The 21,099-nt window shown below is 60.5% G+C and carries 17 protein-coding genes; 7 read left to right on the top strand and 10 right to left on the bottom strand.

Annotated elements, in window-relative coordinates; genetic code table 11:
• Window positions 1-1,458, top strand: a complete 1,458-nt coding sequence (locus ABWV64_RS15380; protein ID WP_353346866.1) for a hypothetical protein — start codon at window positions 1-3, stop codon at window positions 1,456-1,458.
• The gene (locus ABWV64_RS15375; protein ID WP_353346864.1) at window positions 1,455-2,096 is read left to right on the top strand and encodes a rhomboid family intramembrane serine protease; all 642 of its coding nucleotides are present in this window, start codon (window positions 1,455-1,457) and stop codon (window positions 2,094-2,096) included. Before ABWV64_RS15380 ends, ABWV64_RS15375 begins: the two co-directional genes overlap by 4 nt.
• On the opposite strand, the gene ABWV64_RS15370 is transcribed toward ABWV64_RS15375, so the two are convergent.
• From ABWV64_RS15370 to ABWV64_RS15355, 4 genes are all read right to left on the bottom strand, one after another.
• Window positions 2,093-3,640: an efflux transporter outer membrane subunit gene (locus ABWV64_RS15370; protein WP_353346862.1), complete on the bottom strand. Its 1,548-nt coding sequence runs from the start codon at window positions 3,638-3,640 to the stop codon at window positions 2,093-2,095. The two genes, ABWV64_RS15375 and ABWV64_RS15370, sit on opposite strands and share 4 nt — an antisense overlap.
• Window positions 3,641-3,815: 175 nt before the next feature.
• Window positions 3,816-5,813, bottom strand: coding sequence for an acyltransferase family protein (locus ABWV64_RS15365; RefSeq protein ID WP_353346860.1), 1,998 nt, complete (start codon window positions 5,811-5,813; stop codon window positions 3,816-3,818).
• A gap of 112 nt (window positions 5,814-5,925) precedes the next feature.
• Window positions 5,926-7,227, bottom strand: a complete 1,302-nt coding sequence (locus tag ABWV64_RS15360) for an HlyD family type I secretion periplasmic adaptor subunit (RefSeq protein ID WP_353346858.1) — start codon at window positions 7,225-7,227, stop codon at window positions 5,926-5,928.
• Entirely contained in the window at window positions 7,188-9,401 is a 2,214-nt protein-coding gene (locus tag ABWV64_RS15355; RefSeq protein ID WP_353346856.1) for a type I secretion system permease/ATPase, read from the bottom strand. The genes ABWV64_RS15360 and ABWV64_RS15355 overlap by 40 nt, the downstream gene beginning before the upstream one ends.
• A gap of 450 nt (window positions 9,402-9,851) precedes the next feature.
• Here ABWV64_RS15355 and ABWV64_RS15350 point away from each other — a divergent pair, with 450 nt between their 5' ends.
• From ABWV64_RS15350 to ABWV64_RS15340, 3 genes are all read left to right on the top strand, one after another.
• Window positions 9,852-10,352 (top strand): DVUA0089 family protein, encoded by a 501-nt coding sequence (locus tag ABWV64_RS15350; RefSeq protein WP_353346854.1) that lies wholly within the window; start codon window positions 9,852-9,854, stop codon window positions 10,350-10,352.
• 356 nt (window positions 10,353-10,708) lie between these two features.
• The gene (locus tag ABWV64_RS15345) at window positions 10,709-11,686 is read left to right on the top strand and encodes an acyltransferase family protein (RefSeq protein WP_353346852.1); all 978 of its coding nucleotides are present in this window, start codon (window positions 10,709-10,711) and stop codon (window positions 11,684-11,686) included.
• Window positions 11,687-11,960: 274 nt separating this feature from the next.
• Window positions 11,961-13,127, top strand: coding sequence for a nucleotide sugar dehydrogenase (locus tag ABWV64_RS15340; RefSeq protein ID WP_353346849.1), 1,167 nt, complete (start codon window positions 11,961-11,963; stop codon window positions 13,125-13,127).
• Here the strand turns inward: ABWV64_RS15340 and ABWV64_RS15335 are convergent.
• From ABWV64_RS15335 to rfbC, 5 genes are read right to left on the bottom strand one after another with little or no spacing between them, the layout of a single operon-like run.
• Window positions 13,124-13,852: a metallophosphoesterase gene (locus tag ABWV64_RS15335; RefSeq protein WP_353346847.1), complete on the bottom strand. Its 729-nt coding sequence runs from the start codon at window positions 13,850-13,852 to the stop codon at window positions 13,124-13,126. The genes ABWV64_RS15340 and ABWV64_RS15335 overlap by 4 nt on opposite strands.
• On the bottom strand, window positions 13,853-14,755 hold the full coding sequence (rfbA, locus tag ABWV64_RS15330) for a glucose-1-phosphate thymidylyltransferase RfbA (RefSeq protein WP_353346845.1): 903 nt from the start codon (window positions 14,753-14,755) through the stop codon (window positions 13,853-13,855).
• Window positions 14,752-15,600: a dTDP-4-dehydrorhamnose reductase gene (rfbD, locus tag ABWV64_RS15325; RefSeq protein WP_353346843.1), complete on the bottom strand. Its 849-nt coding sequence runs from the start codon at window positions 15,598-15,600 to the stop codon at window positions 14,752-14,754. Before rfbD ends, rfbA begins: the two co-directional genes overlap by 4 nt.
• Window positions 15,597-16,637: a dTDP-glucose 4,6-dehydratase gene (gene rfbB / locus ABWV64_RS15320; RefSeq protein WP_353346841.1), complete on the bottom strand. Its 1,041-nt coding sequence runs from the start codon at window positions 16,635-16,637 to the stop codon at window positions 15,597-15,599. Before rfbB ends, rfbD begins: the two co-directional genes overlap by 4 nt.
• On the bottom strand, window positions 16,634-17,203 hold the full coding sequence (gene rfbC / locus ABWV64_RS15315; protein WP_353346839.1) for a dTDP-4-dehydrorhamnose 3,5-epimerase: 570 nt from the start codon (window positions 17,201-17,203) through the stop codon (window positions 16,634-16,636). The genes rfbB and rfbC overlap by 4 nt, the downstream gene beginning before the upstream one ends.
• Window positions 17,204-17,636: 433 nt before the next feature.
• On the opposite strand from rfbC, the gene ABWV64_RS15310 reads away from it, so the two are divergent.
• Complete coding sequence (locus tag ABWV64_RS15310) at window positions 17,637-18,323, top strand: VPLPA-CTERM sorting domain-containing protein (RefSeq protein ID WP_353346837.1); 687 nt, start codon at window positions 17,637-17,639, stop codon at window positions 18,321-18,323.
• Between the two features lie 30 nt (window positions 18,324-18,353).
• Here ABWV64_RS15310 and ABWV64_RS15305 read toward each other — a convergent pair whose 3' ends face one another.
• A complete protein-coding gene (locus ABWV64_RS15305; RefSeq protein WP_353346835.1) occupies window positions 18,354-19,676 on the bottom strand; it encodes an SGNH/GDSL hydrolase family protein in 1,323 nt (440 codons plus the stop codon).
• A gap of 257 nt (window positions 19,677-19,933) precedes the next feature.
• On the opposite strand from ABWV64_RS15305, the gene ABWV64_RS15300 reads away from it, so the two are divergent.
• The gene (locus ABWV64_RS15300; protein WP_353346833.1) at window positions 19,934-21,070 is read left to right on the top strand and encodes a Gfo/Idh/MocA family protein; all 1,137 of its coding nucleotides are present in this window, start codon (window positions 19,934-19,936) and stop codon (window positions 21,068-21,070) included.
• The last annotated feature ends 29 nt before the right edge of the window (window positions 21,071-21,099 follow it).

Here is a 21,099-nt window from a genome sequence, read left to right as displayed (position 1 = left end):
ATGCGGGGGCAGAGCAGCAGCACAGAGCCTGAGAACAGGCCAGCGACCACCAAGAGCAAAACCAAAACAGCAGCGGGCAGATATCTGGCCGCTGGCAGCATCATCACCGCCCTTGCCGCCACCGGCGCGGGCCTGTCGGCGCAAGAGAACGGCGGGCTGGAGATGACCTTTGGCATCCGCTCCGAACTGCGCGCCACGGACAATGCCGAATTGGCCGTCACATCGGCGGGCAATGCGACCTTCTTTGACACAAGGCTCAGCTTTGGCCTGCGCTCGGTCACGCGCCGCTCGGCGCTGGACTTCGATATGTCCGGCGTGGCGCGGTTTGCAGACCTTCCGGCAGGATCCAACGGCGGCAACGGCTTTGAAGCCCCCGCCGTGCGCTTGGCCTATGCGCTCAACAACCAAAACAGCTCGCTCAAATTGGATGCCGATTACCAGCAAGCCGATTTGGCCTATCTGTCGCCGCTCAATGACGATGTTCTGGCCATTGATGACGCGGGCAATCTGGTGCTGGTCAACGATACGGGCACGCGCACCCGCTATAGCTATGGGGCGACCCTCAAAACCGGTATCAACGCGCCCTTGGGTTTGACCCTGTCGCTCAAGCGCAGCGGCTTTGATTACAAAGACACGGTCTCGGCCTCCTATTACGACAGCGATCGCCTCCGTATCGACGGCAAGTTGCGCTTCACCTTGGCGCCCGATACCGATGCGTTCATGCAGCTTGTCCATACGGATTTCGAAGCCGAAAACGCGGTGCAAACCCACCGCAAAAGCAACAACGTCAGCTTTGGCCTCACCCATGAGATGGATGAGATCACCACCGTTGAGGGCAGCCTCGGCTACGGCGAAACCGTCACCGACACCACGGGCGGTCGCAGCACATCGCAGGGCGTCACCGCCCGTGCCAGCATCACCCGCGCCCTTGCGGATGGCAGCATCGGCGCCAGCTACCGCCGCGAAGTCTATGCCAACGGCAACCGCGACAGCCTGCATGTGACCCGCGAGATGGAATTGCCGCGCGGCGCCTTGGCCTTCGACATGGGCGTGAGCAAATCTGATTTTGGCTCCGCGCAACTGGTCGGGTCAATCACCTACAACCACGCCATGGCCATGGGGCAATTCAACCTCGGCGTCACCCGCAGCGCTTCGACCAATGCCGACAACGAAGACCTGATTGCAACGCGGCTCAATGCCGGATGGCAATATGAGCTGAACGAGACGTCCTCCTTGATGCTTAATGCCGGTTATTTCCAAGTCGAAGATGGCGGCGCGGGCAGCTATTCCACCCGCGATCGCACCAATTTGCGCATCGCCTATAATCACGCGCTGACCGAGGATTGGTTGGTGAGCACAGGCGTCGAGCTGCGCAGCAGCCAAACCGCCGGTCAGCCACAGGCCCGCTCCAAAGCGATATTCTTCAGTCTGGAGCGCGAATTCACGATCCGCCGATGAGCAGGCAGGCGCAAAAGCGGGCCGCAGGGGCCCCGCTTGCGCTTTATGTGATCCTTGGGCTGTGCCTGATCCCCGAATTGGCCTTGATGGGTGCGGATAAGGGGCTTTGGGGCACCTCGCTTTGGCGCAACCTCGTTTATCAATACGGTGCCTTCTGGCCCGGCCTCTTGGACAACTGGCGCGCCAATTATCCGCTGCAATCGCTGACCATGTTTCTCAGCTACGGGTTCTTGCACGCGGGCGTCTGGCACTTTGGCCTCAATATGATGACACTGTTTTCGCTCGGCACGCCTTTGGCCAACGACTTTGGTCAAGGGCGGTTTTTGGCGCTTTATGCGGCGGCAATTTTCGGCGGGGCTTTGGGCTATGCGCTCTTGGGTCAAGGCTCCCAACCCATGGTCGGAGCCTCCGGCGCCTTGTTTGGACTGGCCGCCGCTTTCATCCGCCGCGATTGGCGCGCGGCCCCCGAAGGCAAAGCCGTGCAGGCTCTATTCTTGCCTATTTTGGGTCTGATTGCCCTCAATGTCTTGATGTATTGGACCATGGGCGGACGGCTGGCATGGCAAACCCATCTGGGCGGGTTTATCGCAGGATGGATGGCCGCAGTGTTTCTCGCTCCGCCTGCGCGCAGCGACTAACCGCCGTTTGCCGCCCGCACCTGTGCCTGTGTCTGTGTCTGCGGTTCCGGATCAATCCGCGCCGACGACGCCACACCGCCCGGCATCGGATCGCCATCCTTGCCGACACGGCTGCCACTGCCAAGACGCACGTTGAGGTCCACAAAGGCCCGCGCCTGTTGAAACCGCATCTGCGCGCGCAAATCCTCGGCGGCGGACAACTCTTGTTCGGCATCAATCAAATCACTGAGCGTTGCCTCGCCCGCTTCGACAAGGCGGCGGCGCAAGTTCAACGCATCGCCATAAAGCCCCGTCGCACGCGCCGCTGCGGCCAAAGCCTCGGTGCTGGCACGGTAATCGACAAGGGCATTCTCGACCTCCATGATCGCGCCCAAAACCGTCGAAGACCATGCCAGATGCGCTTGGCGCGCCGCCGAATGACGGGCTTCTACGCGCGCCTTGCCCGTCGCGGGCAGGGCGGGGAACTGGATCGCAGGACCAAGGTAATAGCTGGTCGCGCTGGCGCCGCTCGCCAAAGCATTGACGGTGATCGCACCGGTCAGCGACAGCGTCGGATAAAGCGCGGCGCGGGCGACATCAATTTCGGCAATTGCGCCGTAATAGACCCGCTCGCTGATGCGAATATCGGGACGGTTGCGCAGCAAATCGGCGGGAATACCCACCTCGGGCGAGAGGCTCACGCGAGGTTGCGGCGCGCGGCCAACCGACACGGGCAAATGCCCCGGTGCATGACCGGTCAGCACGGCAATCTCGTTTTGGGTCGCGGTGATGGCGGCGCGCGCTTCGGGCAGGCGCGCTTCGATGTCGGCAACACGGGCGCGCGATCGGGTGATGTCGAGCTTGGTCGCCTCGCTGCTTTGCGCCAAGGCGCGGGTCAACCCGAGCGTTCGGCGGCGCATCGATAATTCTTGCTCGCGCAGGCCAAGCACCTCTTGGCGGTAGCGCAGGTTCAAATAGGCATTGGCCAGATTGTAGATCACCAATAGCTGCGCCGCATCGGCTTCGGCAGCGGCAATCTCATAGCTGGCCATCGCGCTTTTGCGGCTGGCCAGATTGCCGCCCCAAGGGTCTAACATCCACGACAGGCCAAGCGTCTCGCTCGCGGTATCCTTGCCGGTTAATTTGCCGTCCAGCGACACCCGCAAAGATCCATCCGGCGCAGGCACTGTACCCAAAGTCGCGCGCGCCTCGACCACTTTTTCGCGCGCCTCGCGCAGGGAATAGTTTTGCTTGAGCGCCTCGGCAATCAATCCGTCCAGAACCGGATCTTGCAACCGCTGCCACCACATCGCATTGCTCAAAAGCACTGGACCCGAACGGCCGAACTTGCCGCCCGCCTTGCCCGCGCGGCCATAACCATCGCCAAATCCGAAACTGGGCGCGGTGTAATTGGTCGGGGCCAAACAGCCCGCCAGAAGCGCCATGGCAGAGCCGGCCAAAAGCAAACGCCCCAAACGCCGCGACGCGCGGCGCAACGCGCGCGTTTGCACGCCGGACACAAAAGCCCGCACAATGGGGGCCCGAAATACGGGGATCTGGATCATGCTTTGCCTCTCACGCCCCGCCTTTACCGACGGTGGCTTTGGCCCGATCCTGCGTGAGTGGGCATAAAAAGCAAGGAAAACCCCAAGATCTGTCACACATCCCGCGCATTTGTGCCCGCTATGCCGCAATACTGCGGCCACGCGCCAACCCGCAAAACCCATACCAGAGGCGATGTCAGGGCAGCACCTCTACCGCACGCTTCGCAATCTGACGGCCCGCAACCAAAGAGGGGTGATCATCGTCGCGGTAAAGCAAATCCGTGCCGTCATATTGCACACATTGTCCCGCAGCCCCCTGAGCGCAGACAATCGGCGCCGGATCGATCATCCGCGCGCCCTGCGCTTCTAAGGCATCCAAAAGCGCATCCGCACCCTTGAGCCGCGCCATCACGCGATCCGCAGGAATGGAAATTGAGCTGACCTCGCCGCCTTCAAACAGCGCTCTCTTTTGCAAGCGCAACGGCACGGACCACCCGGCTTCGGGAAATCCCTTTATCACCACCAACCGGCCCGATTTCGCCAAATCCGCCAAGCTCTGCACCGAGTATCGGATCACATCCGCCTTGCGATCCGGCCCTGTGGCGAAACCATCCGACGTCACCTGCACCGCACCATCCTTGCCCTTTTCAACGCCGCCAACCCCGTTGTCGAACCGTGTTCCGTCAAGGTTCAAAACCCATCTCGAAAACAAAAAGACCGGCGCGTCAGGCCGAGATAGGCTCGCATCATATGCCAGTTGCATCATGTCCTGACACCGCTGCGACACGGGCATGGGCAACCGCCGCGCGCCCAGCACCGGATAGCAGGCAGGATGGCTAAAACTGATCAACTTATAGCCCGCAACCGCCATGGCCTCGCGCATCGGCAACGAAATTGCCCCCGCGTGGGAATCCCCGATCAAGAGCGCCAATTTCTCACCTTGTGCGGAGTGCAAGCAGCGGCTCACACGGGCCGTATCCGGCGTTGTGTCGATGGCGCATTCATCTGTGTCCCGCCATGGCTCCAAGGCCGCTAAAGCCGCGTTAACCCCAGAGGGGACCGGGCGCGGCATCGACAGCATTGCCGCGCCCATCGCCGCAAAAGCAACCAATCCCACCACAGAAAGACCCAAAATGCGCGATTGTGTCAGCGCCAAACCAGGCCTTTGCGCCGCCACGTATCCTGGAGCACGAAATGGCGCTTCGACATAGCGCCACGTCAGGTACGCCAAGGCCAAAGACAAAATTGCCAATCCGCCCATCAAAGTCATGTCCGGCTCGTTAAATGAGCGGATACGCGCAAAAGCAAACAGCGGTTGATGCCACAAATAGGCGCTGTAGCTGATCAACCCGATGAACACCGGCGCGCGCCGAGCCAAAATCCACCCCGCCGCCCGATCCGCATCCGCAAAGAGCAAGATCAATGCCGCGCCCAGCACGGGCACCAAAGTGTAGATCGATGGAAAGGGCGTGTGTTCATCAAAGGCGAAAATCGCGAAAACGATCAATGCCAATCCGGCGCTGGCCAACCACGGGTCTGCTCCGCCCAAGCTCCGGCGGCGGGCGCTGGAGTGCCAAAAGGCGCAAAGCGAACCGGCCAATAGCTCCCAAGCGCGTGTCGGCAGAAGATAGAAATTCGCATCCGGATAATGGCGCGCGGCCCATTCGCACAAAACCAGACTGACCGCTGCGACCGATGCCGTGCCGATCAGGGCCCATTGCCCGCGAAACCGCCATAACAGAGCCAAAAACAGGGGAAAAATGACGTAGTATTGCTCTTCCACCGCAAGGCTCCATGTGTGGAGCAACGGCTTTTCCTCGGCGTCGGCGGCGAAATAGCCGCTTTCGCGCCAAAACAGCACGTTTGATACGAAGACACAGACCGCGATGATGCTGCGCGCGAATTGCTCGAAGGCGGTGGGCAACATCCACGCCCAAGCAAAGGGCAAACAAGCGAGCATCACGGCAAACAGCGCGGGTAAAATCCGCCGCGCGCGCCGCTCGTAGAACTTCAGGATCGAAAACCGGCCCTCTTGCAACTCGCGCAGCAAAATTCCCGTGATCAGATAACCCGAGATGACGAAAAACACGTCCACCCCGACAAAGCCGCCGCTGAAAATACCAAAACCGGCATGAAATAAAATCACCGGCAAAACCGCGACTGAGCGAAGCCCGTCGATCTCTTTTCTATACACGCTCAAATCCTTCTTGGTCTGCGCACAAACCCGCACGCCCCAACTCAAATCCCGAGGCGATCATATGGCAGCCCCCCCGTGAGGCAACGCCTTTCTCTCTCACGAGAGGGCTTTATTCCTCGCGAAAGGCATGGTCGAGATGGCGTGCCAAAGGATCGAGCAGATAGGCCATGGCGCTGCGGGCAGGGCGCTCTAGATAGCCCTCGACCGGAAGGCCAGGGCGCAGGGCATAGCCCTCCAAGAGCGCCAGTTCAGCGGCGGCAACCTCGACCTCGGCGCTATAGTATATTTGGCCGCTCATACGGTCAGTGCTGGTGGTTGGCGCAATCCGCTCAAGCCGCCCTGCAAGCTGCGGCGCTTCGCGCGGAAGGGCCGCGATGACCAAGCGCGCGGGTTGGCCGATCTCGAGCTGGTCGGCTTGACTGGGATCGACCCGCAGGGTGAAAACCAGACCCTGTTCTTGCCCAACCAATTGTAAAACCGTGGCCCCAGGCGCGATGACGCCGCCCAATGTGGCCTCCATTTCATGCACCATGCCGCCAATCGGCGCGCGGATCGACAATTGCGTCAGCCGCGCCATGGTGTTGAGGATTTGCGGGATCAACTCTTCGATTTCGGCATTGGCGGCGCGCAGTTCGGTCGCCACCTGTTCGGCCACTTCGCGCCGCGCTTGCAATGCGGTGATGCGGGCCTCTTGGCGCGATCCCGCAACCTGCGCCGCAGAGCTTTCCAAACCGGCGATCTGACCCAAAATCTCGGCCTCTATGCGTTGCAGTTCCAGCACCTGCGTGCTGCGCGCCAATCCTTGGTCCGCGAGGCTACGGGCATTGTCGATTTGACGGCGCAGGGTGGCAATTTGATCGCGTTTGGCACGGATTTGCCCTGCCAATCCTTGCAATTGCGCGGTGATTTGCACCTCGGCCTCGGCCAATTGCGCATCGCGCCCGTCAAACAGCGCGCGCCGCGCCGCGAAAATCCGGCGCTGTCCTTCTTCTTCGGCGCTCAGATCAGGCAAGGTAAAGGGCAGGGCGGGGATGTCGAAATCCGGCGTGGGCAAACCTTGATGTTCGCTCATCAATCGCGCCCGCAGAGCCAAAGCCGCCCCAAGCCGTGCCCGCGCAACCTCGAGGCTGGCTTGCAACAATGTCGGGTCGAGTTGCACCAAAAGATCGCCTTTTGACACGCGATCACCGGAGCGCACATGCAAGGCCGCAATGGTGCCGCCTTCGAAGCTTTGCACCACGCTGGGTTTGCCGCGCACATCGATTTGGCCACTCGCAACCACGGCGGCCGAGATTGGCACAAAGCTGGCCCAAAAACCGAGCGCAACGAGCAGCACCAAGGCCGCCACCGCGCCGAACCGTGCGAGCAGGCTTAATTCGGTCTGGAGCTGCGGAACATCTGCGGTTTGCATGGGGTCTCCTGTGCGGGTGAAGTGCGGGCGCGGGCATTGATCGAGGCCATTTCCTCGGCCCATCCGGTATCAATACCGCCCGTATCAATGCGGCCCGTTGCGCTCCGCGAAAGCGTTGCGGCAGGGGATTTGGGCACAAAGGACGGCATGGCCGTGCCCGCCGGTGCCGAAACCCCTGCGGGAGCAAAGGGACGCGATGGCGGCTCATGCGGGGCGCTTTGCGGGGTGGGGGCAGGCGCCTTTCCCTGTGCTGGCCCCTGTGCTGCCCCCTGTGCTGACGCAGCGGAGGCGGCCTGCATCTGGGCGGATTTGCCCACTGCAGGTTTCGCCGCACGCGCCGTCAAGGCCGGATGGGCGGGGCCGGACGGGGCGGCATTTGGACGGGTTTGAGGCGAAACAGGGCCTGTTTTTCCCAAAGGCGCGGCGCGCGAAGCAGGGGCAGCCGATGCGTTTCGCGCCCCCGCCTTACCACCGCTCAAGACCTCTTCTTTGGGGCCGAACTGTGCCACTGTGCCGGATTTCAGCACCATCACCTTGTTCACCGCTGCAATCGCCGAGGGGCGGTGCGCCATGACGATCACTGTGGCCTTGCGGGCGCGCAGGGCACGAATGGCCTGCGCCAATGCTTCGTCGCCTGCGGCATCGAGGTTTGAGTTCGGCTCGTCCAACACGACGATATTGGGGTTGCCATAGAGGGCACGGGCCAAGCCCAGCCGCTGGATTTGCCCGCCAGAGAGTGGTGTCGCGGCCCCGCCAACCATGGTCTCATAGCCCTGCGCAAGGGCCAAGATCATCTCATGCACCCCTGCCAGCTTGGCCGCCTCCATCACCGCCTCGCTTTTGCGGTCCGGTTCAAAACGGGCGATGTTTTCCGCAATCGATCCTGGCACCATCACCACCTCTTGCGGCAAATACCCGATGGCGCGGCCCAACTCTTCGCGCGGCCATTGATCGGGCGTGGCCCCATCAAAGCGGATTTCGCCCGCGTCCGGCGCCCAGACCCCCGCCAAAATCCGCGCCAATGATGATTTTCCCGAGGCGCTGTGCCCGATGACCCCAAGCGCATCGCCCGGATCGAGGGAAAAAGCGACCTGCGTGAGCATCCGCGCGCGGTCCGCCGAGGCGCGCACACCGGAGGGGAGCGGTGCGAATTTGGTCAAACCTTTGACGGTGATCGCGCCGCGCGGCGCGGGCAGGGCGACGCTTTGGGCGCGAGGCGCGGCGCAGGCAAACTCTTCGGACAACCGCCGATGCGCCGCCATCGCATGGCCGATGGTCCGCCATTGGCCGATCACTTGATCCACCGGCGCCAAGGCCCGACCCGAGAGGATCGAAGAGGCGACAATCATCCCCGCCGAAATTTCCTGCTGTAGCACCAAATAGGCGCCCATGGTCAGGATCGCCGATTGCAAGAGCATGCGAAACGCGCGGCTGGCGGCGCTGATCTTTTCGCTGGGTCCGGCGGCGTGTTGATGCGCGCCCAATGTGGTGCGGTGATGGGTTTGCCAGACCTGCGCCACGGCCCCGACCATGCCCATGGCATGCAAGGCTTCGGCCCCGCGCCGCGCGCCTTCGGTAAACTCGCGCTCTGCCGCATCATGCCCCGATGCGGCGCGGATCGGGGCGCGTGTGAACAGTTGCGCAAGGCCCGCCAGTACCGCCACAACCATCGCCCCCGCCAAGGTCAACCACCCCAACCATGGATGCACCACAAAGAGGATCGCCAAATAGAACGGCACCCATGGCACGTCCAAAATCCCCGTCATCGCGGGCCCCGACAAAAAGCCGCGCACCATCTCCAGATCGCGCAACCCGCTTGAGGCGCCTTGCCGCCGCACGTCCAATGTTCGCGCAAATACCGTCTCGCCAAGCGATTGATCCAAACGCATTGCCGCGCGCCCCAGAACCCGCGCGCGCAAGAAATCATAAAGCCCCAAGAAGCCGTAAAGCACGACCACAAGGCCAAAGAGCCCCAAAAGCGTCGGCACCGATCCCGATCCGAGCACACGGTCATAGACCTGCAACATATAGATCGATCCGGTGAGCATCAGCAGACCGACCGCCGCGCTGAACAGCCCTGCAAGCCCCAGCGCAGGCCGGATTTTCCGCAGCGCAGCGGGGTAGGAGGACACCGCCGTTTTACCGGCCCCGCCTGCGGTTCGATTTTGTGCCATGCCCGCCCTTTCGCATTGTGCCAGCCCGCAGCCAAGGGCGGCCCCACCCCCGCAAACACGGGGGAATTCATCACCGCGAGCATAGGCTTCAGAGACATTAAATTTGCTAATAGCCGCCGCGCGGCGGGCCGGTTTTTGCCGAAAATTGATTCGTTTAAACCGCGCTCAAAGCCGCAGCGCGGCGGGTAAAGGCGCTCGAATGCCGCTTTTTTGGGCGAAAAAACGGGGGCAAATTGCCGGAAAAACCGTTTCTTTGGTTAATTGGCCCTTAATTTAAAGGGCAAAACCGCTCTGTGATCTTTCTGCACCCGCAAAATAAACTACGCAGCTTTGATGAAATACCCTTTGGCGTGTGTTGCGACCTAGGGTAAAACAAAGGGTAATCGCGCTCACGAGTTTGGAGCGCAGACAGTTTGAACCGCCTCGCTGCCAGAGGCATTGGAGTATGACATGAAGACATTTTTGAAGACTGCCCTCGTCGCCACCGGCATCGCCGCCGCGTCTTCGGCCTCCGCGCTGACCATCACCGATACGGTGTTTGTCGACACCGGCGCCTCGGCCGGCGACCCCGGCACGATTGCCACCATGACCTTCTACGTTGGTGATGGCACCTATAGCATGTACACAATGGGCCCGACCATCGATCCGATCTTGTCGCTCTACGCGGGCGGCACTGCTTCGGGCACTGCGCTTGCCTTTGATGACGACAGCTGCCCCTATTCCCTGTGCGGCCCTGCCGGCTCCTTCAGCAACTCGCTGATTTCGGGCATCTCCCTGTCCGCCGGTCTTTACACATTGGCCGTTGCCGATTTCGGCTCGCCGGATATGTCCGGCGATGTGGTTTTGACGGTCACCGACGAAGACGTAACGCCGACCGTGCCGCTGCCTGCGGGCTTGCCGATGCTGGCCGGTGCTTTGGCTCTGTTCGGCCTGTCGCGTCGCCGCAAGTAAGCCTTCGGGCCGCGCGCCCGTTGCTATGAGATTTCAAACCCCCGCGTCTTTTGGCGCGGGGGTTTGCTTTTGCGGATATCGCCGCGCCGCCATTCGCCTCGTAATGTAGATTATGTAAAACAACTGCGCCCGCGAATGGCGACCCATCACATGATTGGCTTGGCCCAAGGATCATGCACCCCATATGAATTCGCTATTTCATCAAACGAATACAGTAAATTTTATTTACCAAACCCCCAAAATCCCCCTATAGATGGAGAGTGAATATTAAAGCCTTTTCAAATAAATAGACGAGTTTTGCTATCACCCCGCACCGCATGATAGCCAAGGGCACCCCACCTCAATCGCAGGCCCGCATGACGTGGATCGACATGGCCCGAGGCACAGCCATTATCTTGGTTGTTTTTGGGCATGTGTGGCGCGGCTTGTTCGAGAGTGAGATCATCTCGGATCACGACCTCTTTCGACACGTTGATCAGGCGATCTACCTCTTCCACATGCCGGTATTTTTCATCCTGTCCGGTTTTGTCTTTCGCACCGGCAAACGGCAAACAGCCGGCGCATTTATCAAGGGGCGCGCACTGCGTCTGCTCTATCCGCTGGTGATTTGGTATTACGCCTTTGTAGGCGTGAAAATTCTCATGTCCTCCCACGTCAACACGGCCTTTAGCCTCGACCGCTTGCTCAGCTTTCCAGTACCTTTTGGAACCCACTTATGGTTCCTATACGCGCTCTTGCTGATACAGATCATCTGCATGCCTCTCGCCTTTACCCAAACGCGCAGGCAGATACTGACCTTTTCCCTTTTGATAATCACCACTGCGCTACTGGTTAAATACGGGGTAGGATTTTTCAACATCTGGCTCAATCAGTCGATCTCCTACCTTCCCTATTTCCTGGTTGGTGTCGTCATGAAAGAACTCTCGTCCCGGGACCGGCTGCGGGCGATTACGCCAAATGCGCTCATCCTTTTAGGTGGCGGGGCCTTCTGCCTCGCAGAGCTTCTCCGCTTCATCGACGCCCCCATTGCGGCCCCGTTTTTGATCTTGGGGTTGCCTGCTGCGATCGGGTTTATTTTGCTTGTTGCCGGTGTTTGCGCGCGCTACTCGCAAAGCCTTGCCACCGGCGTTCTGACCCGATTGGGGCGCTCCTCAATGGCAATCTATCTCGCGCATATCTTTTTCACGGCTTTCTCCCGAACCGCGCTCGTGGAAACCGGTGTTGAAAACCTATGGTTTCACCTGCTGATCGGCACGTCTGTGGGCGTGCTCGGGCCTATGCTGCTTGAATTCGCGAGCATTAAAATGCGTTTGAACCGCGTTTTGGGCTTCTAAAGTCCGACGGAGAAGACTCCACAAGCACCTGTAATCAAACGACAAAAAGAACACGCTTTAGAATTTCGCGCAGATCCTCGGCCAAAAAGGCAAAACATCTTCGCCAACTCCTGTGCGAATGCTAATATGTTTTTCCCCACGATCGCCCATATTACGTGCCACAAAGGCCATCGAAATGCCAAAGCCATTGCTTAGGCATGCGACACGCGTCATCACAGCGCCCATATGTAGATCCACACCCCCACCAAAACATGAGCAGACGGAAGAGCCACAGATGAAAATTGCAGTTGCTGGTATCGGCTATGTTGGGCTGTCGAACGCCGTTTTACTTGCGCAGACCCATCATGTGACTGCTGTGGATATTTCGGCCGCGCGGGTGGAGATGCTCAATGCGCGGCAATGCCCGATCACCGATCCCGAGTTGGAAGAGTTTTTGGCACATAAGTCGCTGAACCTGACGGCGACCATCGATCCCAGCGAAGCTTATCAAGACGCGCAAATTGTCATTGTCGCCACCCCGACCAACTACGACCCCGACAATAATTATTTTGACACCTCCAGCGTCGAAGCCGTGATCAAAGCCGTTCTGGAGATCAACACAGAGGCCACGATTGTGGTCAAATCCACCGTGCCCGTGGGATTTATTGCGCAGCAACAGGCCCTCTATGGCACCACCCGCGTGATCTTCAGCCCCGAGTTCTTGCGCGAGGGCCGCGCGCTCTATGACAACCTCTACCCCAGCCGGATCATCGTCGGGGACCAATCCGCACGCGGGCGCGCCTTTGCAGATCTGCTGCTGGAAGGGGCGATCAAAAAGGATGTGCCCGTCCTTTTGACCGATGCCAATGAGGCCGAGGCGATCAAGCTTTTTGCCAATACCTACCTTGCGATGCGCGTGGCGTTTTTCAACGAGCTGGACAGCTATGCCATGGCCGGCGGTATGGACAGCCGCCAGATCATCGAAGGCATCGGCCTCGATCCGCGCATCGGCAATCACTACAACAATCCCTCCTTTGGCTATGGCGGCTATTGCCTGCCCAAGGACACCAAACAATTGTTGGCCAACTATTCCGAAGTGCCGCAAAATCTCATTCGCGCGATCGTCGACGCCAACCGCACCCGCAAGGATTTTCTCGCCGACCAGATCATCGCCAAACGGCCAAAGGTGGTCGGCATCTACCGTCTGGTGATGAAAGCGGGCAGCGACAATTTCCGCCAATCCTCGATTCAGGGCATCATGAAACGGCTCAAGGCCAAGGGCATCGAGGTCGTCGTCTATGAGCCGGTGCTCAAGGAGGATGCGTTTTTCGGGTCAAAAGTGATGCGCGATCTGGAGGCGTTCAAATCCGCCTCCGATGTGATCGTCGCCAACCGCGTGACCGAAGACCTCGCAGGCGCCATCGACAAGGTCTTTACCCGCGATCTGTTCGGCGCGGATTAGGCGCGCACCTCGGCCACCTCAAAGGCCCCTGCCCGCAGGATCGCCGCCGACAAGCGCCCCGTCTTATAGGCGCCGGTATCGACGTTGATATGGCCCATCTGCGCGGTGACGCGCGCCGCAATCACATGGCCATGCACGACCCATATGCCGTCGCTGCGCTGCATCCGCCCGTATCCGGTTTGCCCCCAAACCAGCGCCTCGTCGCTTTGGTCGGTGATGGCGCGCGCGGGATCGGCGCCCGCATGGCTGACCGCGACATTGCCGCTTTGAAACAGATGCGGCAGGGCGGCGAGCCAGTCGATCATCTGCGCCCCCATCTTGGCGCGCAAAGCCTCGGCCAGATCCGCAGGCGCCCCCCCTGCCCCGTCGATGCCAAAGCTCGAAAGCGTCTCTAACCCGCCGTAAGTGAGCCATCCGGCATTGTCTTGCGGATCGGCCAGAAACCGCAGCATCATATCCTCGTGGTTGCCTTTGAGGCATAGGGTTCCCGCGCGCTCGGCGCATAGGCTTTGCAAACGGCGCAAGACCGCCGCGCTGCCGCTGCCGCGATCAACATAATCGCCGACAAAGACGATCCGCGCCTCGGTCGGTGTCAGCCGCGCCAGCATCAAATCCAAAAGATCATCGCGCCCGTGGATATCGCCCACCACGGCAAGCGGCTCTTGCGGCGCCATGCCCTCGGCCGCCTGCGCGCCGCGGCGCATAAAGCGCGCCAGAAGGCTCATCTATCCGCGGCCCTGCTGGCGATCCGCCAGTTGCCGCGCCAGATATTTGCCGTAAGCGGTTTTGCCAAAGGTCTCGGCATGGGCCTGCATTTGCGCATCATCGATCCAGCCTTTGACATAGGCGATCTCTTCGGGGCAGCCCGATTGCATCCCTTGGCGTTCGGACAGGGTGCGCACGAAATTGCCCGCATCGAGCAAACTGGCGTGCGTGCCCGTGTCGAGCCACGCATAGCCGCGCCCCATACGCTCCACCGAGAGCGTCCCGTCGGACAGGTAGCTTTCCAACAGCGTGACGATCTCCAACTCGCCGCGCTCCGATGGGGTCACGGCGCGGGCGCGCTTGGGCGCTTCGCCGTCAAGGAAATAAAGCCCCGTCACGGCATAATTGCTCGGCGCGACATCGGGTTTTTCGATGATCTGCTCGACCGTGCCATCGGGCGCGAATTTCACCACACCGTAGCGTTCGGGATCGGCCACATGATAGCCGAAGACCGTGCCGCCCACATCCTTGCCCCCCGCAGAGGCGAGCATTTCGGGCAGGCCGTGGCCAAAGAAGATATTATCGCCCAGAACCATCGCCGAGGGCGCGCCGTCCAGAAAATCCTCGGCCAGAATATAGGCCTGCGCCAAACCGTCCGGCGAGGGTTGCTCGATATAGGTCAAGCTCAGCCCCCATTGGCTGCCATCGCCGAGCAGGCGTTTGAACTGCGGCTGGTCTTGCGGCGTGGTGATCACCGCGATCTCGCGAATGCCCGACAGCATCAGAACCGACAGCGGGTAATAGATCATCGGCTTGTCATAGATCGGCATCAATTGTTTCGACACCGCAATGGTCAGCGGATACAGCCGCGTGCCCGAGCCGCCGGCCAGAATAATGCCTTTGCGCGCTTGTGTTTCGCTCATGAAATGGCTCCCAAGTCTTTCAATACATCGGTGAGGCCCGCGCGCCAATCGGGACGCGCGAGGCCGAAATCGGCAAGGCTGGCGCAGTCCATCCGCGAATTGAGCGGCCGCGCAGCAGGGGTCGGATAGTCGGATGTGGGGATATCGGCGACCTCGCAAGCCATGCCAGATTGCGCGAAAATCTCGCGGGCGAAATCCGCCCAAGAGACATCAGGCGCGCCGCTATAGTGTCTAATCCCGCTCAACTTCGGGTTTTGGATCAATTGCTCTGCCATGGCCGCGCAGGCCCGCGCGATCCCCGCCGCAGGGGTCGGCCCGCCGATCTGGTCGCCGACGACGGTCAGACGGTCCCGCTCGGCCCCCAGCCGCAGCATGGTTTTGACGAAGTTGTTGCCATGGGCGGAAAACACCCAAGAGGTGCGCAAAATGGCATGAATGCCCCCTGCGGCGCGCACGCCCTGCTCGCCCGCCAGTTTCGTGCGCCCGTAGGCGCCCAAAGGCGCGGTGGGATGATCGGGGGCAAAGGGCGCATCGCCCCCGCCATCGAACACATAATCGGTCGAGATATGCACGAAGGGAATGCCCAGATCGGCGCAGGCGCGCGCCATGGCGGCGGGGGCTTCGGCGTTGACCACCATCGCGGCCGCTTCCTCGGTCTCGGCGGCGTCGACGGCGGTCCATGCGGCGGCGTTGATCACGGCGGCGGGCTTATGGGCCGCAATGGCCGCAGCGCAGGCGGCAGGATCGGATAAATCGGCTCTATCCCTGCCCAAAAACACCGCATCGGGCAAAATCCGCGCCAATTCGCGCGCCACCTGTCCGGTTGAGCCAAAGACCAACATCACGCTTTGCCCAAACGTTCACCAACGCCCTCGCGCGCTTGCAAGGCGCGCCACCACGTCTCGTTGGCCAGATACCAGTCGACAGTTTTCTCCAGCCCCTCTTCGACCGTCACCGAAGGCGTCCAGCCCAATTCGCTGCGGATACGGGTGGGATCAATCGCATAGCGCGCATCATGGCCGGGGCGGTCGGTGACAAATGTGATCTGATCGGCGTAGGAGCCGCTCTGTTTGGGGCGTTTGCGGTCGAGAATATCGCACAGCGCCTGCACCAGTTGCAGGTTCGTGCGCTCGTTCTCGCCGCCGACATTATAGCTGCGCCCCAAGACGCCCTTTTGCACCACCAGCAAAAGCGCATCGGCGTGATCCTCGACATAGAGCCAGTCGCGCACGTTCGATCCGTCGCCGTAAATCGGCAGATCCTTGCCCGCCAGCGCGTTCAAAATCACCACGGGGATCAGCTTTTCGGGGAAATGATAGGGGCCGTAATTGTTCGAGCAATTGGTCAAGACGACGGGCAGACCGTAGGTCTCGGCCCAAGCCCGCACCAGATGGTCAGAGGCGGCTTTTGAGGCGGAATAGGGACTGTTTGGCGCATAGGGGGTCTCTTCGGTAAAGAGCCCCGTCGCGCCCAAGGTGCCGTAAACCTCATCGGTGGAAATGTGATGGAAACGGAAGGTCTCGGGCTTGCCTTGCGCCGTCCAATAGGCCCGCGCCGCCTCGAGCATATTATAGGTGCCGGTGACATTGGTTTCGATAAAGGCCCCCGGCCCGTCGATCGAGCGGTCCACATGGCTTTCGGCGGCCAGATGCATCACCGCATCGGGCTTATGCGCCGCAAATGCCGCATCCAGCGCTGCACGGTCGCGGATATCGGCATGGACAAAGGCGTAATCGGGGCTTTGCGCCGCCTCGGCCACATTGTCCAGACAGGCCGCATAGGTCAGCGCATCGAGGTTGACCACCTGATGCCCGCGCGCAATCGCCAAACGCACCACCGCCGATCCGATAAAACCGGCCCCGCCGGTAATGAGCAGCTTCACGCCCCGCCCTCCCATGTAAAGGGGCTGTCGAACGCAGCCAATCCTTGCGCCGCCGCATCCTTGTCCGAAAGCAGGGCCTCGGCCCCTTCGGGCATCGGCCAGTCAATGCCGCAGCTGTCCCAATGCACCGCGCCGTCACATTCGGGCGCATAGTGATCGGTGCATTTATAAACGATCTCGGTGTCATCCGTGAGGGTCATGAAGCCGTGCAAGAACCCCGCAGGGATCCACAATTGCGCGCCGTTCTCGAAACTCAATTCGGCGCCGGTCCATTGCCCGTAGGTGGGCGAGCCTTTGCGCACATCCACCGCCACATCATAAAGCGCACCGCGCCCGCAGCGCACCAATTTGCCCTGCGCATGGGGGGGCGATTGGAAATGCAAGCCGCGCACCGTGCCGGCGCGGGCCGACAGCGAATGGTTGTCTTGGACAAATTCGGGCAACTCGACCCCCGCAGCAAGGAGGGTTTTGCGGTTCCAGCTTTCGCTGAAAAACCCGCGCGCATCGCCAAAACGGCGCGGGGTCAGACGCAAAACACCTGGCAGATTTGTGCGGTCAATATCCATTATCAATCACTTCGTTAAACCGGTCCCATCAGGGGTAACAACCCGATCTAATGCTGTCACGCAGAAAACCCGCCGCAGTGGCGCGCTGTGATCAACGCGCATCGCCTGCGCGGGCGCACAAAGGTAAGGCCCTGACAAAAAAGCACAATTATAGCGGGCCATCGGGCCGGCGGCGGGTAATGCCGCGTTGCGGCAAAATTATGACGATTCGGTGCCGCGACCGCGGCCAATCGGCATTTATTGCGCCGCCGAACGCCAACAATCATCGAAATTTGGCAATATTGGCCGCGCGAAGGAAACAAAATCGCCTGAAAAATCGCCAAAATTAACGATTCCCCCTTTATTTCATGGGTAAAATCGGCGGAGCCTTGCCGATCCACCGCGATGTGGTATCTTGGGTTAAGCTTTTTTTAATTCATTCGAGGTCGCTGCCATGACACTCTTCACGAAAATCATCGCCCCCGCTCTGCTTGCCCTGAGCGCATCTGTTGCAGGGGCCGCCACTGTGACCGACGTCATCGACTTGCGCGGAAGCGGCGGGCTTGACCACTCCTACTCATACACCTCGAGCGAGGGCATGGGCGTCACCGCCACCGGCCATTACCTCAACAGCGACGGTTCGATCGGCACGCAGGCCTTGGTCGGCCAATACAGCCATGGTTTGGGTGTGACCACAGCCGCCACCACCAGCTGCCATTGGTGGCGCTGCAGCCATACGCCGGACGAGCATTATGTCGACAGCTACGGCCCCGACGAGGTCGTGCAATTCGCCTTTGACAGCGCCGTTTCGATCAGCCGCATCTACTTCTCCTATGTCAGCAGCTGGGATGATTTTTCCTTCTCGGTGATCAGCTCGGGCGGCGGCGTCATGTCGTTCAACGGCAATCTCGACATTCTGGGCCATAACTACGGCTATTATGATTTCTCCGGCCCGCTCGCGATCTCGTCGATCTTCGGCATCGGCGCGGCAGGCTATGGCGATTATTTCAAAATCGCCGCCCTCGAGGTGATCTGGGAAGAAGACGAAACGCCCGCAGTGCCATTGCCTGCGAGCGCGCTTTTGATGATCGGGGCCTTTGGCACATTCGGCGCCATGCGCCGTCGCCGCAAAGCCGCTTGAAACTCTCGCTCTTGAGGGCGATCTCAGCCCTCAAGAGAAATCCAATCCCAAACCGGACAGCAGCCCATATGTGGCCCCAGCGGAGACCGCGAGATCAAACGTGATCTCGCCGCTTGCCGGAACGGTGACGGGTTGGAACACCACTTGGTTCGAAGCGGCATCGCTTTGCGGATTAAGGGTCAAAACCTCGCCCTCATTTAACGTCAAATCGCCCAATCGCGCATCCCATGCCGCGCTATGGCCCGCCACCGCTGTGGCCGTGACCGTATCGCCGACGGCCAAACCGCCAATGGTGATGCGCGCCACATTGCTCCCCTGCACGTAGATATATTTCGACAGCATATCCACATCGTGAAAACGGCTGTCGGCAATACGGGCAAACGCATCGGCGCCCGCCCCGTTGCCACCATTGTTAAAGCTCCCCACACGCAGCACAGAATGCCCATCGACCGAGCCGTCCAAGAATTGCGCGCCGGTAAAGACCGGATACCCCGTGCCATTGGCATAGGCGATGATATTGTTGATCGGGGCGATGGTGGTGGTGGGCGCCGCCCCGACAGAGAACCTGTACATCAATGTCTTGCCTGCGCGGCTGTCCTGCGCCCCCTGCCCCAAGGCCCGCGCGGCCACCTTCGACAGGACATAGCGCGCAAAAGCATGGCCCGCGCCATGGACCCCATCTGCGGTCAACAGATCCGGATTACGCTCGATAAACCCGTAAGGATCGACATAGGGCACCTGACCCGCCGCGCGCCAATCAGGCGCATAGGTGTCGATCAAGGGGTAGATGGCATTTTCATTATAGGGCAACGATCCGTATTGATCCGTGTTCGGATCGGTATTGTCCACATCATTGGGATTGGCCGGATACCCCGCCTCGTCAATCCCGTAAAGCCGCTTGGTCAAAGGCAGGGGCACGATTTTATCCGTGGCGGTGATATTGGACAAAAGGGTGGTATATTGGTTGGTAAATTCCGGCTCTCCGCCAGGATAGGGTCGATGGGCGCTGACATTGTTACCGCCGATATGGGCGATATAGAGGTTGCTGCCCTCACTCGCGGCATGATCGGCTTTCGCTGCGGCCGCCTGATCGATGCCCTGCGCGATCCGGTCGCCCGATTGCGCATAGCTGACCACCGTGCCGGTAAAGCCAAGCGCCGCCGCATGGGCCGCGATATTGGCATTCACCACGTTATCGGTTTCAAACGCCGCTTCGGTGATCGACGCGCCGATGATGATCACCTTTTGCGCGTCCAAAATCCCCGCCAGCGGAGCAAGCGGCTGCGGGCCCGAATAGGACACATCCTGCGCCAAACTGCAGGCCGAAAGCGAATAACCGGATCCAATATCCATACGGGCGTCTCCTCAGAAGCTAGAGCGGTCAACCTGTAACACGCTGGTTAACAACACCTCGCCAGCCCGCGCGCCCTCCCCCTGAGCGCCGCGCCGGCGCCAAAGCAAACAGCGCGAAAACCGCCAGCTGCCATTTCGTGTTGCAATGCCGCCGCCCCTGCCATCAACAGCCCCGCAAAACGGCGGTTTCAATTGCCATTTGCGCGCCGATCTTCTTAGTCTGCCGCAACACGGGATGAATGCAGGCGGGACTGGATTTGCTAAATGTATCGATCATCGGGGCGGGCTATGTCGCCGATCTCTACCTGCGCTCCTTCGCGCTCTATCCCGATATCCGCATCAATGGCGTCTATGACATCGATACCGCGCGGCGCGATGCGTTTTGCGACTATTGGAAGCTGACCCCGATCGCGTCTATGCAGGCCCTGTTCGAGGCCACCGATGCGCAGGGCATAATCCTCAACCTGACCAATCCGCACGCCCATTATGACGTAAGCCGTGCCTGCCTTGAGGCGGGGCATCACGTTTATTCGGAAAAACCGCTGGCGATGCAAATGGATCAAGCCCATGAGCTGACCCGATTGGCCGAAACCAAGGGCCTGCGCATCGCATCGGCGCCCTGCAGCCTTTTGAGCGAGACCGCGCAAACCCTTTGGGCCGCCGTGCGCGAAGATGTCGCCGGAAAAATCCGCCTCGTTTACGCGGAAATGGACGATGATTTCATCCCGCAAGCGCCCTATAAAAAATGGACCTCCGACAGCGGCGCACCTTGGCCCTATGCGGATGAATTTCGCGTGGGCTGCACCGTTGAACACGCGGGTTACTACCTTGCATGGCTCTTGCCGATGTTTGGCCCTGTGCGCACTGTGGTTGCCGCCTCGGCCAACCTTGCCGACAAGGAAATCCCCGCCGAAGAATGTGCGCCGGACTTCTCTATTGGCGCGCTGTTTTTTGAAAGCGGCGTTGTCGCGCGGCTGACCTGTTCGATCCTCGCGCCCCATGATCACGAATTACAGATCATCGGCGACAAAGGGGTGATTTCCATCGATGAATGCTGGAAGAACGACACGCCGGTGAAATACCGCAAACGCTTCACCCTGCGCCGCCGGTTGATGCAGGCGCCCTTTGCCAAAAAACTGCGCCTGCCCAAGGGGGAAACCCATGCCAAATTGGGTCGCAAAGGCGCCGCTGCGATGAATTTCGCGCTCGGCCCTGTGGAGATGTTAGAGGCAATCCGCGATGCACGCCCCTGCCGGATGTCGCCCGATCTGGCGCTGCATATCAACGAGGTGACACTGGCGCTTCAAAACGCGGGAGAAACCGCCGGAGCGGTGCAAATGCAAACCCGTTTCGCCCCCGTTGCGCCAATGGCTTGGGCCGAAAAACTCGCCTAGTTCGGGCGTAATAGAGACTGTTTTGAAGG

The organism is Litorivita sp. NS0012-18, assembly GCF_040371945.1.
Taxonomy (GTDB): domain Bacteria; phylum Pseudomonadota; class Alphaproteobacteria; order Rhodobacterales; family Rhodobacteraceae; genus Litorivita.
This window is presented reverse-complemented; position numbering and strand designations above follow the sequence as displayed.

Bases quoted from the DNA above. Each gene is read 5' to 3' on its own strand.
- ABWV64_RS15360 (WP_353346858.1), bottom strand. From the start codon at position 7,227: ATGCAAACCGCAGATGTTCCGCAGCTCCAGACCGAATTAAGCCTGCTC.
- ABWV64_RS15305 (WP_353346835.1), bottom strand. From the start codon at position 19,676: ATGGATATTGGATCCGGTTATTCGCTTTCGGCCTGCAGTTTGGCGCAG.
- ABWV64_RS15380 (WP_353346866.1), top strand. From the start codon at position 1: ATGCGGGGGCAGAGCAGCAGCACAGAGCCTGAGAACAGGCCAGCGACC.
- rfbA (WP_353346845.1), bottom strand. From the start codon at position 14,755: ATGAGCGAAACACAAGCGCGCAAAGGCATTATTCTGGCCGGCGGCTCG.
- ABWV64_RS15310 (WP_353346837.1), top strand. From the start codon at position 17,637: ATGACACTCTTCACGAAAATCATCGCCCCCGCTCTGCTTGCCCTGAGC.
- ABWV64_RS15375 (WP_353346864.1), top strand. From the start codon at position 1,455: ATGAGCAGGCAGGCGCAAAAGCGGGCCGCAGGGGCCCCGCTTGCGCTT.
- rfbC (WP_353346839.1), bottom strand. From the start codon at position 17,203: ATGGATATTGACCGCACAAATCTGCCAGGTGTTTTGCGTCTGACCCCG.
- ABWV64_RS15345 (WP_353346852.1), top strand. From the start codon at position 10,709: ATGACGTGGATCGACATGGCCCGAGGCACAGCCATTATCTTGGTTGTT.
- ABWV64_RS15350 (WP_353346854.1), top strand. From the start codon at position 9,852: ATGAAGACATTTTTGAAGACTGCCCTCGTCGCCACCGGCATCGCCGCC.
- ABWV64_RS15340 (WP_353346849.1), top strand. From the start codon at position 11,961: ATGAAAATTGCAGTTGCTGGTATCGGCTATGTTGGGCTGTCGAACGCC.
- ABWV64_RS15335 (WP_353346847.1), bottom strand. From the start codon at position 13,852: ATGAGCCTTCTGGCGCGCTTTATGCGCCGCGGCGCGCAGGCGGCCGAG.
- ABWV64_RS15355 (WP_353346856.1), bottom strand. From the start codon at position 9,401: ATGGCACAAAATCGAACCGCAGGCGGGGCCGGTAAAACGGCGGTGTCC.
- ABWV64_RS15370 (WP_353346862.1), bottom strand. From the start codon at position 3,640: ATGATCCAGATCCCCGTATTTCGGGCCCCCATTGTGCGGGCTTTTGTG.